19 protein-coding genes and 1 riboswitch are annotated in these 15912 nt (G+C 63.0%); of the genes, 11 read left to right on the forward strand and 8 right to left on the reverse strand.

Annotated features, from left to right (window positions below):
• Positions 1–9: 9 nt before the first annotated feature.
• The 3 genes from tolQ to ydfG form a co-directional block, all read right to left on the reverse strand.
• Positions 10–687 carry a protein TolQ gene (gene tolQ, locus LPA36_RS01930; protein ID WP_090532318.1) on the reverse strand — a complete coding sequence of 226 codons (678 nt, stop codon included), beginning with the start codon at positions 685–687 and terminating at the stop codon, positions 10–12.
• 153 nt (positions 688–840) lie between these two features.
• Complete coding sequence (gene ybgC, locus LPA36_RS01935; RefSeq protein WP_324250875.1) at positions 841–1314, reverse strand: tol-pal system-associated acyl-CoA thioesterase; 474 nt, start codon at positions 1312–1314, stop codon at positions 841–843.
• Between the two features lie 57 nt (positions 1315–1371).
• Positions 1372–2118, reverse strand: a complete 747-nt coding sequence (gene ydfG / locus LPA36_RS01940) for a bifunctional NADP-dependent 3-hydroxy acid dehydrogenase/3-hydroxypropionate dehydrogenase YdfG (protein ID WP_228874458.1) — start codon at positions 2116–2118, stop codon at positions 1372–1374.
• Between the two features lie 441 nt (positions 2119–2559).
• Positions 2560–2660: riboswitch (ZMP/ZTP riboswitch) on the forward strand.
• 175 nt (positions 2661–2835) lie between these two features.
• Between ydfG and glyA the strand changes: the two genes are divergently transcribed.
• From glyA to LPA36_RS01975, 7 genes are all read left to right on the forward strand, one after another.
• The gene (gene glyA / locus LPA36_RS01945; RefSeq protein ID WP_228874459.1) at positions 2836–4083 is read left to right on the forward strand and encodes a serine hydroxymethyltransferase; all 1248 of its coding nucleotides are present in this window, start codon (positions 2836–2838) and stop codon (positions 4081–4083) included.
• A 6-nt stretch (positions 4084–4089) separates the two neighbouring features.
• Entirely contained in the window at positions 4090–4584 is a 495-nt protein-coding gene (gene nrdR, locus LPA36_RS01950) for a transcriptional regulator NrdR (RefSeq protein WP_228874460.1), read from the forward strand.
• Between the two features lie 151 nt (positions 4585–4735).
• The gene (locus LPA36_RS01955; RefSeq protein ID WP_407674197.1) at positions 4736–5302 is read left to right on the forward strand and encodes a GspH/FimT family pseudopilin; all 567 of its coding nucleotides are present in this window, start codon (positions 4736–4738) and stop codon (positions 5300–5302) included.
• Positions 5299–5730, forward strand: a complete 432-nt coding sequence (locus LPA36_RS01960; protein ID WP_228874462.1) for a type IV pilus modification PilV family protein — start codon at positions 5299–5301, stop codon at positions 5728–5730. The genes LPA36_RS01955 and LPA36_RS01960 overlap by 4 nt, the downstream gene beginning before the upstream one ends.
• Positions 5727–6530: a PilW family protein gene (locus tag LPA36_RS01965; protein WP_228874463.1), complete on the forward strand. Its 804-nt coding sequence runs from the start codon at positions 5727–5729 to the stop codon at positions 6528–6530. The genes LPA36_RS01960 and LPA36_RS01965 overlap by 4 nt, the downstream gene beginning before the upstream one ends.
• A complete protein-coding gene (locus tag LPA36_RS01970; RefSeq protein WP_228874464.1) occupies positions 6527–7060 on the forward strand; it encodes a pilus assembly PilX family protein in 534 nt (177 codons plus the stop codon). Before LPA36_RS01965 ends, LPA36_RS01970 begins: the two co-directional genes overlap by 4 nt.
• Positions 7061–7077: 17 nt before the next feature.
• Positions 7078–7506: a type IV pilin protein gene (locus LPA36_RS01975; protein ID WP_228874465.1), complete on the forward strand. Its 429-nt coding sequence runs from the start codon at positions 7078–7080 to the stop codon at positions 7504–7506.
• A gap of 109 nt (positions 7507–7615) precedes the next feature.
• Here the strand turns inward: LPA36_RS01975 and LPA36_RS01980 are convergent, their stop codons facing one another.
• From LPA36_RS01980 to LPA36_RS01990, 3 genes are all read right to left on the reverse strand, one after another.
• On the reverse strand, positions 7616–8068 hold the full coding sequence (locus LPA36_RS01980) for a DUF3318 domain-containing protein (protein WP_228874466.1): 453 nt from the start codon (positions 8066–8068) through the stop codon (positions 7616–7618).
• 81 nt (positions 8069–8149) lie between these two features.
• The gene (locus LPA36_RS01985) at positions 8150–8536 is read right to left on the reverse strand and encodes a phage holin family protein (RefSeq protein ID WP_228874467.1); all 387 of its coding nucleotides are present in this window, start codon (positions 8534–8536) and stop codon (positions 8150–8152) included.
• Between the two features lie 126 nt (positions 8537–8662).
• Entirely contained in the window at positions 8663–8965 is a 303-nt protein-coding gene (locus tag LPA36_RS01990; protein ID WP_228874468.1) for a DUF883 family protein, read from the reverse strand.
• A 352-nt stretch (positions 8966–9317) separates the two neighbouring features.
• Here LPA36_RS01990 and LPA36_RS01995 point away from each other — a divergent pair, with 352 nt between their 5' ends.
• Positions 9318–9956: a peroxiredoxin gene (locus LPA36_RS01995; protein WP_228874469.1), complete on the forward strand. Its 639-nt coding sequence runs from the start codon at positions 9318–9320 to the stop codon at positions 9954–9956.
• 134 nt (positions 9957–10090) lie between these two features.
• On the opposite strand, the gene LPA36_RS02000 is transcribed toward LPA36_RS01995, so the two are convergent.
• A complete protein-coding gene (locus tag LPA36_RS02000; protein WP_228874470.1) occupies positions 10091–11281 on the reverse strand; it encodes an acyl-CoA dehydrogenase in 1191 nt (396 codons plus the stop codon).
• An 84-nt stretch (positions 11282–11365) separates the two neighbouring features.
• On the opposite strand from LPA36_RS02000, the gene LPA36_RS02005 reads away from it, so the two are divergent.
• On the forward strand, positions 11366–12151 hold the full coding sequence (locus LPA36_RS02005; RefSeq protein WP_228874471.1) for an IclR family transcriptional regulator: 786 nt from the start codon (positions 11366–11368) through the stop codon (positions 12149–12151).
• Between the two features lie 57 nt (positions 12152–12208).
• Here the strand turns inward: LPA36_RS02005 and LPA36_RS02010 are convergent, their stop codons facing one another.
• Positions 12209–13024 carry an EAL domain-containing protein gene (locus LPA36_RS02010; protein WP_228874472.1) on the reverse strand — a complete coding sequence of 272 codons (816 nt, stop codon included), beginning with the start codon at positions 13022–13024 and terminating at the stop codon, positions 12209–12211.
• A gap of 226 nt (positions 13025–13250) precedes the next feature.
• Between LPA36_RS02010 and hmgA the strand changes: the two genes are divergently transcribed.
• A complete protein-coding gene (gene hmgA, locus LPA36_RS02015; protein ID WP_228874473.1) occupies positions 13251–14573 on the forward strand; it encodes a homogentisate 1,2-dioxygenase in 1323 nt (440 codons plus the stop codon).
• Positions 14570–15880, forward strand: coding sequence for a fumarylacetoacetase (gene fahA / locus LPA36_RS02020; RefSeq protein WP_228874474.1), 1311 nt, complete (start codon positions 14570–14572; stop codon positions 15878–15880). The genes hmgA and fahA overlap by 4 nt, the downstream gene beginning before the upstream one ends.
• Positions 15881–15912: the final 32 nt, after the last annotated feature.

Below are 15912 nucleotides of genomic sequence, written 5' to 3' on the forward strand. Positions count from 1 at the left end.
GTGGACTCCTTAGTGCGCCTGGCGCTGCAGGATGTTCGAGAACTCTTCGATGAAAGTTTCGAAGCGGATCGCGAGGCGGTCGATGTCGTGTGCGTAGCGGTTGTACGCGACCACGGCCGGAATGGCGGCAAACAGGCCAATCGCAGTGGCCGTCAGCGCTTCGGCGATACCGGGCGCGACGTTGGCGAGCGTGGCCTGCTGCACGTTCGCGAGACCGCGGAACGCATTCATGATCCCCCAGACCGTGCCGAAGAGACCGATGTACGGGCTGACCGAGCCGACCGAGGCGAGGAACGCAAGATTTGCTTCGAGGACGTCCATTTCGCGCTGGAAAGCAGCACGCATTGCGCGGCGGGCGCCGTCGAGGATCGCGCCGGAATCGTTGAGACGTTTTTCCTTGCCCTTCAGAAACTCGCGCATGCCCGATTCGAAAATACGTTCGAGCGCGCCAATCGTATGACGGTTGTTCGCGGCGCTCTGATATAGCGCCTGCAGGTCACCGCCTGACCAGAAATCGCGTTCGAAGCGTTCAGTCTGCGCGCGCGCCCGGCGGATCGCAAACCACTTGCGGAAGATGAAAGTCCACGACATCAGCGACAGCAGCAGCAACAGCGCCATCACTGCCTGCGCCAGCAGGCTCGCATTAAGAACGAGGGAAATGATCGACAGATCTTGTGTAGTGTTCATATAGGTTCGCTGTAACGTCCCGGAAGGGGCGTCCGGCTGAAGGGCCTGTCGAAGCTTGCCGCCTGAAAACGGAAAACTTCGGCCAGGCACTGGCCGAACCATGCTTTGTGTTGCCTGATCGATACGAGTTCACCGGCACCGAAACAACGGCGCTCAGAGACTCGCCGTTGACACGCCGGCTCCGGCTGGACCACGCCGCAGCGCGGCAAGCACAGATGGAGGAATGGCGGTTGGCCTGATCGCAGTACGCTCGACGCAGGCGACCCGGATGCTTCCCGTAGCAAGCAACGTACCTTCTCGCCATGCTTCCTGCACAAAATCGACCGATGCCCGGCCAAGCCGCTCGACCCGGCTGACGACGGTGATCATGTCGTCGAGACGGGCCGGCGCACGATAGTCGAGCGCGGTGCTGCGCACGATAAAGATCGCGCCGGTTTCGTCCGCAAGCCGGGTCTGGTCCACACCGCACGCGCGCAGCCACTCGGTACGCGCCCGCTCGAAAAACTTCAGGTAATTCGCGTAGAAAACGATGCCGCCCGCGTCGGTATCTTCGTAATACACCCGGATCGGCCAGGTGAAGCCGATTTCCGTGCCGGGCTGGCTGGTAGACATATCCATGGCGCGCATTTTACCGGAACGCGCGCCGCTATCCCGATTTCGGGTGCGCGTTCCGCCTGGTTTCTCTTATCCGCGATGAATGCTAAGGCCCGCAAACGTCTGTGCCACGGGCATCAGTTCGATCGTGTTGATGTTGACGTGCGCCGGGCGCGTCGCAATCCAGTAGATCGAATCGGCGATGTCTTCGGCAGTGAGCGGCTGTACGTTCTGATAGACGTTGGCCGCCTTCTCGTCGTCGCCACGAAAGCGCACGTTAGAGAATTCGGTGCCGCCGCACAGGCCTGGCTCGATGTCGGTCACGCGGATCGCGGTGCCGGCGAGATCCGAGCGCAGGTTCAGGCTGAACTGGCGCACGAAAGCCTTGGTTGCGCCGTAGACGTTGCCACCCGGATACGGCCAGGTGCCCGCGACGGACCCGAGGTTGAACACGTGGCCACGATTGCGTTCGACCATACCGGGCAGCAGCGCCCGGGTCATCTGCACGAGGCCCGTGCAGTTCGTGTCGATCATTGTGGTCCAGTCGTCGAGTTCCGCGCGCTGTGCCGGTTCAAGGCCGAGCGCGAGGCCGGCGTTGTTCACAAGCACGTCGATGGCGGCGAATTCCGCCGGTAGCGAGGCCGGTGCGGCTTCGACGGCCGCGCGATCGCGCACGTCGAGTTCGAACGGAAGAAGCGCGTCGCCGAGTTCGCCAGCGAGTGCGTCGAGGCGGTCCTTGCGGCGGGCGGTGGCGACGACCTTGTGGCCGCCCTTGACGAAGGCGCGGGCGACGGCGGCGCCAAACCCTGCGGACGCCCCTGTGACGAAGACGATCATTGCTGCTCCCTGGTCGGTGGAGAAAAATGGAAGGTGCCAAGCCTACTTCCAATGCGGCCCTGCGGCAAGGGAAGACCCTGGCTGCGTGGGGGAGGGCCTCGTGGTTGCGGCTGGATTCATGGCTTTGCGGTACGGTTGGGGGCTTTTTGAGCACAGCAGGCGCCCGGAGACGAATGCCCGGAGCCGAAACAAGGCGCAACGACTGGCAGCGCCGACGCGACGCCTGGCGTTCGGAGCCCGCCACACTGGATCTGGCGCGCCCAGGCCGTAGTCCGACGTCAGGCCACGAAATGCCGCGCGCCGCGATTTCTACGACCCACCGTCCGGTTACACCACCCACCGTCCGGTTAATTTCGCCCTCAAAACCACGCTGCGAGGCCCGTTCCGGCGGGGCCTGTCGCGCGGTTGCCTATTCGATGCGCTTCAAATAAACTAACGCGCTCACCCCTGCGTGACTGGCGATAGAACCCTTTGGGTTCAAGGTGGAACAACCCACCGTGAAGCGCAGGGTGCCGTTTTTGCCGTTCGCCTGGGCAGCCGTGATCCGCGCGCGACGTTTTGCGCCGCCGGTGGCTGCCTTGCCTCGCGTGTACGGTATATCTTCATCCGCCACGTCAAGGCTGGCCCAGTTGCCAGCAGCGCTGCATACCCGCTACGCCTTCTGCACCCTATTCGGCGCACGATCCGGTCAACCTGAACACATTTAACGGAAACCGTATGTTTGACAGAGCCAAAAGCACCATCGCCAATGTCGATCCCGAACTCTGGAAGGTGATCGAACAGGAAAACCGCCGTCAGGAAGATCACATCGAACTGATCGCGTCCGAAAACTACACGAGCCCGGCCGTCATGGCAGCACAGGGTTCGCAACTCACGAACAAGTACGCGGAAGGCTATCCGGGCAAGCGCTACTACGGCGGCTGCGAGTTCGTCGACATCGCCGAACAGCTGGCGATCGACCGTGTGAAGCAGCTGTTTGGCGCCGAAGCCGCGAACGTGCAGCCGAACTCGGGCTCGCAGGCAAACCAGGGCGTGTTTTTCGCGATGCTGAAGCCGGGCGACACGATCATGGGCATGAGCCTCGCCCACGGCGGTCACCTGACACACGGTTCGCCGGTCAACATGTCGGGCAAGTGGTTCAATGTCGTGAGCTACGGCCTGAACGAAGCCGAAGACATCGATTACGACGCGGCTGAAAAGCTTGCCCAGGAACACAAGCCGAAGCTGATCGTTGCAGGCGCGTCGGCTTTTGCGCTGCGCATCGACTTCGAGCGTATGTCGAAGATCGCGAAATCGGTGGGCGCGTATTTCATGGTCGACATGGCGCACTACGCCGGTCTGGTGGCGGCAGGCGTGTATCCGAATCCGGTGCCGCACGCTGACTTCGTTACCACGACTACCCATAAGAGCCTGCGTGGCCCACGTGGTGGCGTGATCCTGATGAAGGCCGAGTTCGAGAAGCAGATCAATTCGGCCATCTTCCCAGGCATTCAGGGTGGGCCGCTGATGCACGTGATCGCCGCCAAGGCTGTTGCGTTCAAGGAAGCGCTGTCGCCGGAATTCAAGGAATACCAGCAGAAAGTGGTGGACAACGCGCGCGTGCTGGCGGAAACGCTCGTGAAGCGTGGCCTGCGTATCGTGTCGGGCCGCACGGAAAGCCATGTGATGCTGGTCGACCTGCGCGCAAAGAACATCACCGGCAAGGCTGCGGAAGCGGCGCTCGGTGCAGCGCACATTACGGTCAACAAGAACGCCATTCCGAACGATCCGGAAAAGCCGTTCGTCACGAGCGGCGTGCGTCTCGGCTCGCCGGCCATGACGACCCGCGGCTTCGGTGAGAAGGAAGCGGAGCAGGTGGGCAACCTGATCGCCGACGTGCTCGACAACCCGGAAGATGCCGCCACGATCGAACGCGTGCGCGCAGAGGTCGCCGGGTTGACGAAGCGCTTCCCCGTGTACGGCTAACCAGCCATGCGCTGCCCCTTCTGCCGGCATGACGACACGCAGGTAGTCGATTCGCGCGTGTCCGAAGATGGCGCCGCGATTCGCCGGCGCCGGCGCTGCCCGGCCTGCGACAAACGTTTTACGACGTATGAGCGGGTCGAGCTGGCGCTGCCGGCGGTCGTCAAGAAGGATGGCAGCCGCACTGAATTCGATCGTCGCAAGATTATTGCGAGCATGCAACTGGCGCTGCGCAAGCGTCCGGTTGCTGCCGATGCAATCGATGCGGCGGCTTCGCGTATCGAATACCAGCTGCTTGGCAGTGGCGAACGTGAAGTTCGCAGCGAACGTCTGGGCGAGCTCGTGATGAACGAGCTGCGTGAGCTCGATACGATCGCCTATGTCCGCTTCGCCTCGGTGTACCGGCGCTTCGAAGACGTCTCCGAATTCGAAGACGTAATCGAGGAATTCCGGCGCATGGCTGCCCCGCCTGCCGCGCCCGGCAAGCCCACCCGCAAGCGCTAGCTTTTCGCGCATTCGCATTTTCCTTCCCTTCAGTATCTGTCACGCCTGAATTCTGGCGTGTAATCGCGCGCGTCCGCTACCTGGCCATTCGACATATTGTGGGCGTTCGACGAGCCCGGTAGATTGTCTGCATTCTTCGAATCATTCAGGGATGCAGATGAAATTCAATGTCGTTCCGGGTCCGCGTGACAGCGGATTTACGCTTGTCGAAACCCTCGTTGTCGTCGCAATGCTCGCGGTACTCGCAGTACTGGCCGCACCGTCTTTTTTTGCGTGGCGTGTGCGTGATCAGGTGGATGCGCGTGCGAAAGCGCTTGTCTCGACGCTCGCGTTTGCGCGCGGTGAAGCGCTCAGGCGGAGCGCGCGCGTCACCGTGTGCCGGATCGACAGCGCGTTTCACTGCCTCGCGGCTGGCAAGCCATGTCCGGCCGGTAGCGCTGACTGGTCGTGTGGATGGGCGGTAATGGCGGAACGGGCAGGCCGGTCGTCACTGCTGCGCGTGCAGCCGGATCTCGCCGCGGTCAGCGTTACGGGAACTTTAGCCGAAGTGGCATTCACACCGCCCGCGGGCCAGGTGATCGGCAGTTTTCGCAGTTTCGAGTTTGCGCCGCGCTCGTCTTCGGCAGCCACGCGGGGCGATCGCTGGCGACGCTGCGTGCGAATCGCGGCCGGTGGTCGCGCGCGGATGATCGAAGGCGCCTGTGGGGCATCGTCATGAAAAAGCGACGCTTTGGAAGCTGCTCCGGTAGCACGCTGCTGGAGGTGATGGTGGCTGTGGCCGTGACGGCAGTCACCGCGCTCGGGCTTGTCGCTACGCAACTGTGGATGACACGTCACGCCAACGCGACGGCCACGCGCGAGCGTGCGGCATTCGTGGCTGACTCGCTGGTGGAGTCGTTCCGTGTGTCACCGGCAATTGGAGCGGACTCGGCCACGTGGAAAGGCCGGGTAGCCAACATGGTGTCGATGGGCGAAACGTCAATGGTCGCGCAGGCGGCTGGCCTCGCGACGGCGCGTGTGATGTGGGCAGCCGCGCGGGAAACGCAGGATGTCACGCCCGGTAGCCTGATCGATCTCCCGGAGTTTTGCGGAGAGGCGGCGTTGCCAGCCGGAACCACGTGCGTTGCGATCGCGTTTGCAAAATGACGCACTGTCGCTACTTTTCACGCGGGCATACGCTTCTCGAAGTGGTGATCGCAACTGTGCTCGGGCTGGTGGTGACAGCTGGCGCCGTAGCGCTCTACCGGTCACAGCGCGCGGCTTTCGTGAACGCCAGCGACGCCGCCCACATCGAAGAAACCGGCATCGGCGCGTTGACCCTCCTTGGGCAGCAGATCCAGATGGCCGGGTTCAGGTCGGCCGACGCCGCGTCGCCCGTTTTGACGAATGCACCTGCTGCGGTCTTTGGCTGTTCCGGTGCGCGGCCCGTCGGCCTCGATGAAGCCCCTCGCTGCGAGGCACTGGCGAGCCATTCGGATGGCATCGTGGTCCGCTATTCCGGCGACGCAGTATCGACCTGGCCTTCGGCGAGCGGCCAGCCTACGGACTGTCTCGGCCAGGCCGTCAGTGGCGCGGCTGCGGGCGCACCGGTGGTGAACCGCTTCTACGCGAAGGCGAGCGGTTCGACCGGCGAGCCGGAACTGTACTGCGAAGGCAACGGCAAGGTGGGCTACGGACAACCGGTCTTCGAAGGTATCGAGCGACTGCGCGTCCAGTACTGGCTTGCAAATGCGCAGCAACCGTTCGACGCCTCGGCGCTCACGCCAGATCAATGGGTCCGGGTCGTGGCGGTGGACCTGTGTGTTCAGGTGCGCGGCGCTCCGCTCGGTCGGCGCGTGCGCTATGTGGATTGCGATGGCGCGTCGGCCACCGCTGGCGACACGCGTGCGAGAAGGGCGTTCTGGCGGCGCGTCGCGATTCGCAATGGTCCGGGAGTTCAGCCATGACGAAAGCCATCTATCCGCGAGCTCCGAGGCAAGCCACTTGCCTCGCCGGACGAACGCGCGGCGCCGCGTTGCCGGTTGTCCTGCTGCTCGCATCGATGATGCTGGCAACGCCTGCGGCGTGGTTCGAGGCGTCGTTCACCTCCGCGCGCGGCACCGCGAATCTGCACGACTACCTGCAGGCATTTCACGCCGCGGATTCGGCGTTGCTCCTCTGCGCAGACAGCGTCAGTCCGGAAGGTGCTGGCGCGTTGCCAGCCGTCGCCGGCGAGCCCACGGGATGGAAGCGCGAGGCAATCTTTGTCGCCGGCGCCATCGAGCCTGTTGCGCAATGGCCCGGCTCAGGACGGCCACCAGAATGTCTTGCGGAAGGGTGGCGACTGGCGGGCCGTCCGGAAGCGAAGGCCTATCTGCTGACCGCCCGAGGCTTCGGCGCAGCGCCGGACACGCAGGTATGGCTGCAGATGCAGATCGTCATCGATGGCGGCAAGACCGAACGACACTGGCAGCGCGTCGCTGCGCGTCCGTTCTGAACGGAGTGGAACACGACATGAACTCGAAGGTACGCGCATTCACGTTGCTTGAACTCGTCATCGCAATGGTGATCGCCGCGGTGCTCGCTGTATTTGCGTTGCCGTCCTGGCACGCGCAGGTGGCACGCAGTCACCGGGTCGATGCGGCCTCAGCGTTGTATCGCGCGGCGCAGTACGTGGAAACGTCGGCGGAGAAGAGCGCCGGTAGTTTGCCAGTGGGCCTCGATCAGGCTCCGGCATTCGGGACACCGGTTTATCGCCTGCGCGTGATCGGCGCGGACGATACGAACGGGGGCTATTCAGTAGAAGCGCGACCGGTCGAAACCGGGCCGATGCGCGAAGACGCATGCGGAACGTTCGTCATCGATGCGACGGGGTTGCGGAAAAACCAGGGTACTGGAGGCGCCGCGATGGCGAATACGGACGAATGCTGGAGCACACGATGAACTTGCGGCAGCCTACGAAGACATTGCCGACCGCACGGCACAGGCTTTTCAAGATCCGGCGTCGCGCAGAAACCCAGCTGCGTTTGTGCAGCGAATCACCGCCAGCTTCTCAGGCGTCGGACGTGGCGCCCGCCTTCGCGTCGCGGTTGTCCTGTTTAACCTGCTGCCAGATCCGATACGCTTCCCACGCCGCAAATGCGACGCTGCCCCACTTGATGGCCGGCTTGGCACCGGCAGCGACCGTTGCACGGAGTGGTTTGGCGAGCAGCAGAGACGCGAGCGAACTCAGTAGCGGATATTGTTTGAGCAGGCCGGCGATACCAGCCGCGTTGCCTTTCGGCGCGCCCCAGCGCATTCCACCAAAGCCCGGGACAAAGAACTTGAGCCAGCTGAAGTGCGTCACGGCCTGGCGCAATTCCACAGTCGCCTGCACGAGTTCCATGCGTTCGACGTCCGCTCGCACGATCAGGATTTCCTTGCGTAGCGCGCGCAGGTGCGGCGCCGCCAGTTGCTTCGAAGCGCGCTTGCTGCGAAACGTGTGGTCTGGGTGCAGTTGGCTCATGTTCGGTCGAAGGCGTCTAAAGGAAGTGAGGGGAGTCGGGGAGGTCGGAACAAGGCCCGCAGAACGTCGGCCGGGCTCGCCTCACTGCTTGCGGAACATCTCTCGGTCTTTCTCGAACTCGTTCAGTGTGGCTTCGAAAACGACAGGCGCGTTGTGCAGGCTGTTGCGGGCTTTCAACCCGCAAATGAGCGCGGCCAGCGCATACACCGCTGTGATGCCAGCCAGCGATTGCCAGCGATACGTATCCCAGAACGTGATGGCGATCAGCGCAGTCAGCGCGATGAGTGCCATGGTTGCCAGCATCATGGCCGCGAGACCAAGAAACAGTACGGCGAGCAGGCGATCTTTTTCCTCGGCCAGTTCAATGCCGATCAGCTCGAGCCGCGTCTGCAGGATCGCAAACACTGAGCTGATGATGCGGCGTACCGGACCGTGGTCAGCGCGCTGCGATGGGTTGTCGATCGTCATAACTTTCGCGCGGTGCGCATGGGGAGGCGGAAGATACGCCAGAAGAGGCGGACCGGCCAGGGCTGCGCCGGTCAACCGTGTCGGAAGTGCGCGGGACGCGAGTCCGGCGGCAACTGCCGTAACTGCTTATTTGCGATTGATCAACAGCCCGACCAGCACGCCCACGCCAGCGGCAATACCAATCGATGCCCACGGATGCTCGTGAACGTAGTCGTCGGTGGCGCGCGCCGCTTTCTTGCCCTTCTCGACGACGACGACCTGGACGTCCGCAGCCTTTTCCTTGGCCTGCTTCAGGCGTGTGAGCGCCGTTTCACGGAGTTCCGAAGCGCGCTCGCCGGTTGCGCTTGCCGCCTGCTTCAGCAGGTCCTCTGCGTCCGCGAGGACGTTTTTGATATCCGACATCAATCTCTCCTTGTTAACTTCCGACATTGACAGCTCCGTTCGTGGCACGTTACGCGTGAATCGTAACTAAAGAAACGACCGCTGGCGAGCGTAGCGCACTGCATACCCGACATGGCTGCAGGAACCGTTCCCGACACGCGGACTGCCGCTTGACCAAATCAGACAACGTGGCGCGCCGCGTCAGCTGCACGTCATCCGGGTTTCCGATTGAGTTGATGTGGCCCGTTAAGTTTCGTCCAATTCGGAGGAAATTACAAAAATTCATAAAGGAGTGACGCAATGTTCGTTCATTGTGCATGGCGGCTCCCGTATGCTCTAACTTTCCTGGGTACCGCAGCGCAGGACGCGTGCGGATCATTCGAACCGTAAAGGAGGCACCATGAGTCTACGTCTGGGCGACGTCGCACCGGATTTCGAGCAGGATTCCAGCATTGGACGCATCAAGTTCCACGAATGGCTGGGCGACAGCTGGGGCGTGCTGTTTTCCCACCCGGCCGACTTCACGCCGGTCTGCACGACCGAACTCGGCCTGACGGCGAAGCTCGCCAGTGAGTTCGAAAAGCGTAACGTGAAGACGATTGCGCTGTCGGTCGACAGTGCCGAGTCGCACAAGGAGTGGATCAAGGACATCAACGAAACGCAGGCTGCCGGTGTCGGCTTCCCGATTCTGGCCGACGGTGACCGCAAGGTGTCCGAGCTTTACGACATGATTCACCCGAATGCGAGCGAAACGTTCACGGTCCGGTCGCTCTTCGTGATCGATCCGAAGAAGAAGGTGCGTCTCACGATCACCTATCCGGCCAGTACGGGTCGCAATTTCGACGAAGTGCTGCGCGTGATCGACTCGCTTCAGCTCACCGATAGCCACTCGGTCGCGACGCCGGGCAACTGGAAGCAGGGCGACGACGTGGTGATCGTGCCTTCGTTGAAGGATGAAGAGGTCATCAAGCAGAAATTCCCGAAGGGCTACAAGGCGCTGCGCCCGTATCTGCGTATGACGCCGCAGCCGAACAGGTAAGGCGAGGCTCGCCGGAGAGTTTACGGATTGACGCATTCGCTCGCAAGGCAATAGGCCAGCAAGAAGACAAAACCCCGCTTCCGTAACCGGAAGGCGGGGGTTTTCTTACGCAGGGAGCCAGACAACGGCAAAAATCAGAAAAACGCCTGAATTCCCGTCTGCGCGCGGCCAAGAATCAGCGCGTGAATGTCGTGCGTGCCTTCGTACGTGTTGACCACCTCGAGGTTCACGAGGTGGCGCGCGATACCGAATTCGTCCGAAATACCGTTGCCACCAAGCATGTCGCGTGCGAGACGCGCGATGTCGAGCGCCTTGCCGCACGAGTTGCGCTTCATGATCGACGTGATCTCGACGGCGGCCGTGCCTTCGTCTTTCATACGGCCTAGCCGGAGCACGCCTTGCAGGCCAAGCGTGATTTCGGTCTGCATGTCGGCGAGTTTTTTCTGGATCAACTGGTTCGCGGCGAGGGGCCGGCCGAACTGCTTGCGGTCGAGCACGTACTGACGTGCCGTGAACCAGCACGACTCAGCGGCGCCGAGCGCGCCCCACGCGATGCCGTAGCGTGCCGAATTCAGACACGTGAACGGACCACGCAGTCCCTTCACGTTCGGCAGCATGTTTTCTTCGGGAACAAACACTTCGTCCATCACGACTTCGCCGGTGATCGACGCGCGCAGGCCGACCTTGCTGTGGATCGGGGGCGCCGTCAAACCCTTCCAGCCCTTCTCCAGGATGAAGCCACGGATCTCGTCCTTGCCGTCTTCCTCGAGCTTGGCCCACACGACGAACACGTCGGCGATCGGCGAGTTCGTGATCCACATCTTTGAGCCGGACAGCGAGAAACCGCCGTCGACTTTCTTTGCCCGCGTAACCATGCTGCCCGGATCGGAACCATGGTTCGGCTCGGTGAGGCCAAAGCAGCCGATCCATTCGCCGGAGGCGAGCTTCGGCAGGTACTTCGACTTCTGCGCCTCGGAGCCGAACTCGAAGATCGGCACCATGACGAGCGACGACTGCACCGACATCATCGACCGGTAGCCAGAGTCCACGCGCTCCACTTCGCGCGCGATCAGCCCGTAGCTGACGTAGTTCAGGCCAGGGCCGCCATATTGCTCGGGAATCGTCGGGCCGAGGAGGCCCAGTTCACCCATCTCACGGAAGATCTCGATGTCGGTCTTTTCATGGCGGAACGCTTCGAGCACGCGCGGCGCGAGCCGGTCCTGCGAGTATGCGGCAGCGGCGTCGCGCACCATGCGCTCGTCTTCGCCCAGCTGCTGATCGAGGAGCAGCGGGTCTTCCCAATGAAAATGCGCGGCCTCAGCCATGATGTATCTCTCCTGATTTCTGCTTGACGCGAGTTCTGCTATGCGGAACAATGTTTTGCAAATGAGACCTGAGTGTATCACCCGATGACAACTGCATCTACCCCCTCTGACCCGCTCGACGATCGCAAATTCGTCGTTGCGCTCGCGCGTGGCCTGGAACTGCTGCGCGCGTTCCGGCCAGGCGAATCGATGCTTGGGAACCGCGATTTTGTCGAACGCACGGGGCTGCCGAAGGCGACGGTCAACCGGCTTGCCTATACGCTCACGGTGCTGGGCTATCTGCGCCTCGACGAGTCGGTCGGCAAGTACGCGCTCGATGCGGGCGTGCTGTCGCTGGGGTTTGCGCTGCTGTCGGGCACCGACACGCTTGAACTCGCGCGGCCGCACATGCGTGCGTTCGCGCGCGAGGTGGGCGCGGCGGTGTCGCTGGGTTGCCGCGATGGTCTCGACATGATCTATCTCGACACGATCCGCAGCGAGACCGCGCTGACGCTCGGGCTCGCGTCGGGTTCCCGGCTGTCGATGCTGACGAGTTCGATGGGGCGCGCGTATCTTGCGGTCCAGCCGCCCGATGTGAGGGCCGCGCTGCTCGCGGAACTCGGAAAGGCTGCGGGCAGGGAGGGCGCTGCGATGCTGGCCGATACACAGCGCGAGATCGACACTTTCATGCGCGAAGGCTGCTGCTATTCGTTTCGCGACTGGCACGACGACGTGAACGCGGTGGCCGTGCCATTTCGCGAGCCGCGCGACGGAAGATGGCTGGTGCTGAGTTGCAGCGGGCCGGCTTCTTCGATGGGCGAAGCCGTGTTTCGCGATACGGTCGCGCCGCGGCTAAAGTCGCTCGCGCGGCGGCTGGGCGATACGGCGTGACGCAGGCGCTGGCAGCCCCATCGGGTCAACAAACCCCAAGGCCTGGCAACACATCAGTCAGACCGCCCGGTCGTGCGTTTCGAACAGCGGACCTTGAACAAACCGCACGTCATATTGTTGCAACAGGTCGAACTGGTTCTCGTCCGTGACGTGGTCGAAGATGAGGGGAATCTTCAGTCGTCCCGCGTAGCCGACGAGCGGCTTCACGGTCGCTTCCCTCAACGCCGTGCCGGCATCCATCTTGATGAAATCGAGCCGCGTATCCGAGACGGCCAGAATCTGGCCGGCATTCTGCAGGTTCCCCGCCACCTTGAAGCCGTAGCGCTGATAACTCTTCGTGAGATAACCGAGGAAGGTCCGGTGCGCGACCGCCGCCGAAGGCAGCTCGATCACCACGCGCGCCGGATTCAGACCGAACGAGATGAGCACGCTCGAAAAGTGCTTTCCGTGGTCGTACTTCACGCTCTTCAGAAGTCGCTCGTGCACGCGCAAAAACAGCAGCCCGTGGCGCTGCGCACCGAAGAAATTGATTGCGTGCAGCGCCCGTGACATACGGTCGATCGCGACCAGCTCAGGGGCGTCGTCAATTTCATCGAACGGATCGAACGGCGTGCTATCGATGCGCTGTGTGACCGCCTGCACACCCAGTTCATCGCCGAAGCGGTCGACGCTGCCCGGCGCCGTCGAAAGCGACTGCGCCAGCGCATGCACGCTGATGTCGAAAATCGGTTCGTAGCGGCTGATGATCACGAGATCGTCGAGGCGGGCGATCGCATGATCGTGCTGCTCGCCGGTCCCCATCTCGACGTGCTCGCCGAGGAACGGATGCTCGGCGGCGCGGGAGACAAGCTCAGGAATGGTCGGCGGAATCATGAGTTCGCGTGGTGGCCGTTGACGGCGCATCGAGTAGGGCGGCACGGGCCGCATGTCTCGATGGTAGCAGCGTGCGTGCCGGGGGCATGAACAAAATGCTGATATCGATATCGTCACAGTCACCGCCGGCAAGGGTTTACGTTAGTTTCACTATTCGTAATTAGTTTTACCATACGTAAATTGAAACGGGGGACGCGACATCGATCGCTATTCCAGGAGAATCCGCATGAGCCATTCCACGCGACACGAGATCGAAGCAGGCTACCAGTCCGGCTTCGGCAACGAATTCGCGACCGAGGCGTTACCCGGCGCGCTGCCGTCGGGGCGCAACTCGCCGCAGCGCGCGCCTTACGGGCTGTACACCGAGCAGCTTTCGGGCACCGCCTTCACGGCGCCGCGCGGACACAATCACCGCTCGTGGCTGTACCGCATCCGGCCGGCGGCTGTGCATCAGCCGTTCACGCCGATCCCGTCGCACCGGCTCGTCGCGAATTTCGCCGACGTGCCGCCGACGCCGCCCAACCAGCTGCGCTGGGACCCGTTGCCGATGGCCGCCGAGCCGACCGACTTCATCGACGGCTGGGTGACGATGGCCGGTAACGGGTCGGCGGAAAGCATGAACGGTTGTGCGATTCACGTGTACGCGGCGAATACTTCGATGAAAGACCGCTACTTCTACACGGCCGATGGCGAGCTGCTGATCGTGCCGCAGGAAGGGCGTCTCTCCATTGCGACGGAACTCGGGCGCATCGATCTCGAGCCGTTCGAGATCGCGGTGATTCCACGCGGCGTGCGATTCTCGGTGACGTTGCCCGACGGTGCCGCGCGCGGCTATATCTGCGAGAACTTCGGCGCGCAGTTGCGCCTGCCGGATCTCGGGCCGATCGGCTCGAACGGCCTCGCGAACCCGCGCGACTTCCTGACGCCCCATGCCGCATGGGAAGACCGCGAAGGCGCGTTCGAACTCGTCGCCAAGATGAACGGACACCTGTGGCGCGCGGACATCGGGCATTCGCCGCTCGACGTGGTCGCGTGGCACGGCAACTACGCGCCGTACAAGTACGACCTGCGGCGCTTCAACACGATTGGCTCGATCAGCTTCGATCATCCGGACCCGTCGATCTTTCTCGTGCTGCAGGCGCAAAGCGATACGCCGGGCGTCGATACGATCGACTTCGTGATCTTTCCGCCGCGCTGGCTGGCGGCCGAAAATACGTTTCGGCCGCCCTGGTTTCACCGCAACGTCGCGAGCGAATTCATGGGTCTCGTGCATGGCGTGTACGACGCGAAGGCGGAAGGCTTCGTGCCGGGCGGCGCGAGCCTGCATAACTGCATGTCGGGGCACGGCCCGGATGCGGAGACCTTCGAAAAGGCGTCGCACAGCGACACATCCAAGCCGAACAAGGTCGGCGACACGATGGCCTTTATGTTCGAAACCCGCACGCTCATCAAGCCGACGCGTTTCGCGCTCGAAACCGCGCAGCTTCAGGCGCATTACTTCGAGTGCTGGCAGGGTCTCAGGAAACACTTCAATCCGGAGCAACGATGAGCGCATCGGGCGATCTTCAGGCGACGCGCGACGCGTCCCGCAAATGCTGGCTGGAAACCGCGAACGACCCGCAGTGCGATTTTCCGATCCAGAACCTGCCATTCGGCATCTTCAGCGACACGCGTAACCCAACGCCCCGGGCTGGCATTGCAATCGGCGATTGTGTCGTCGATCTTTCCGCGCTTGAAGCGGCCGGCTTGCTGACGCTTCCCGCTGGCGGGAGAGCCGTGTTCACGCGGGATTCGCTCAACGATTTCATCGCGCTCGGCCGCGAAGTGTGGCGCAGCGTGCGCATCCAGTTGAGCGCGCTGCTCGCACGCGAAACCGCGAGTTCCGCGCTGCGCGACGACCCGGCGTTGCGGACGCGCGCGCTGATTCCGCTCGCGGACGCCACGCTCCATCTGCCGGTCGAGATTCCGGGCTACACGGATTTCTACTCGTCGAAGGAACACGCGACGAACGTCGGTTCGATGTTCCGCGATCCGAAGAACGCGCTGCTGCCGAACTGGTCGGAGATGCCGATCGGCTATAACGGACGGGCGTCGTCGGTGGTGGTGAGCGGCACGCCGGTGCGCCGCCCGAACGGCCAGCTGAAGCGGCCCGACGCGGAGCGCCCGGTGTTCGGCGCGTGCCGCAAGCTCGATATCGAACTGGAGACCGGCTTCATCATCGGACGCGGTAACGCGCTCGGTGAACCGGTCGCGTGCGAGGATGCCGAGTCGCGCATTTTCGGCATGGTGCTCCTGAACGACTGGAGCGCCCGCGACATCCAGCAATGGGAATACGTACCGCTCGGCCCATTCAACTCAAAGACCTTCGCGACGACGATCTCGCCGTGGATCGTCACGCTCGATGCGCTCGAACCGTTTCGCGTCGCGCAGCCGGTGCAGGCACCGAAGCCGCTCGATTACCTTCGTCACGCCGGCGAGCATGCGTTCGAAATCGCGCTGGAAGTGACGCTGCGTCCACAAAACGCCCCGCAGCCGACGACCATTTCGCGCACGAACTTCAGGCACATGTACTGGACGATGGCGCAGCAGCTGGCGCATCACACGGTGTCGGGGTGTAACACCCGCGTCGGCGACCTGATGGGCTCGGGCACGATCAGCGGGCCGGCTGACGACGCGTTCGGCAGTCTGCTGGAGCTGACCTGGAACGGGCAGAAGCCGCTGGAACTGAACGGCGGCGGCACGCGCACGTTTATCGAGGACGGCGATGAGCTGACGCTCTCGGGCTGGTGTCAGGGCGACGGCTATCGCGTCGGCTTTGGGCCGTGCGTGGGGGAAATCCTGCCGGCGCATCGCTGATCCGGCCGACCTTTGCCAGTTGGCTGCCGCCT

This window comes from Paraburkholderia saeva (genome assembly GCF_907164555.1).
Lineage (GTDB): Bacteria > Pseudomonadota > Gammaproteobacteria > Burkholderiales > Burkholderiaceae > Paraburkholderia > Paraburkholderia saeva.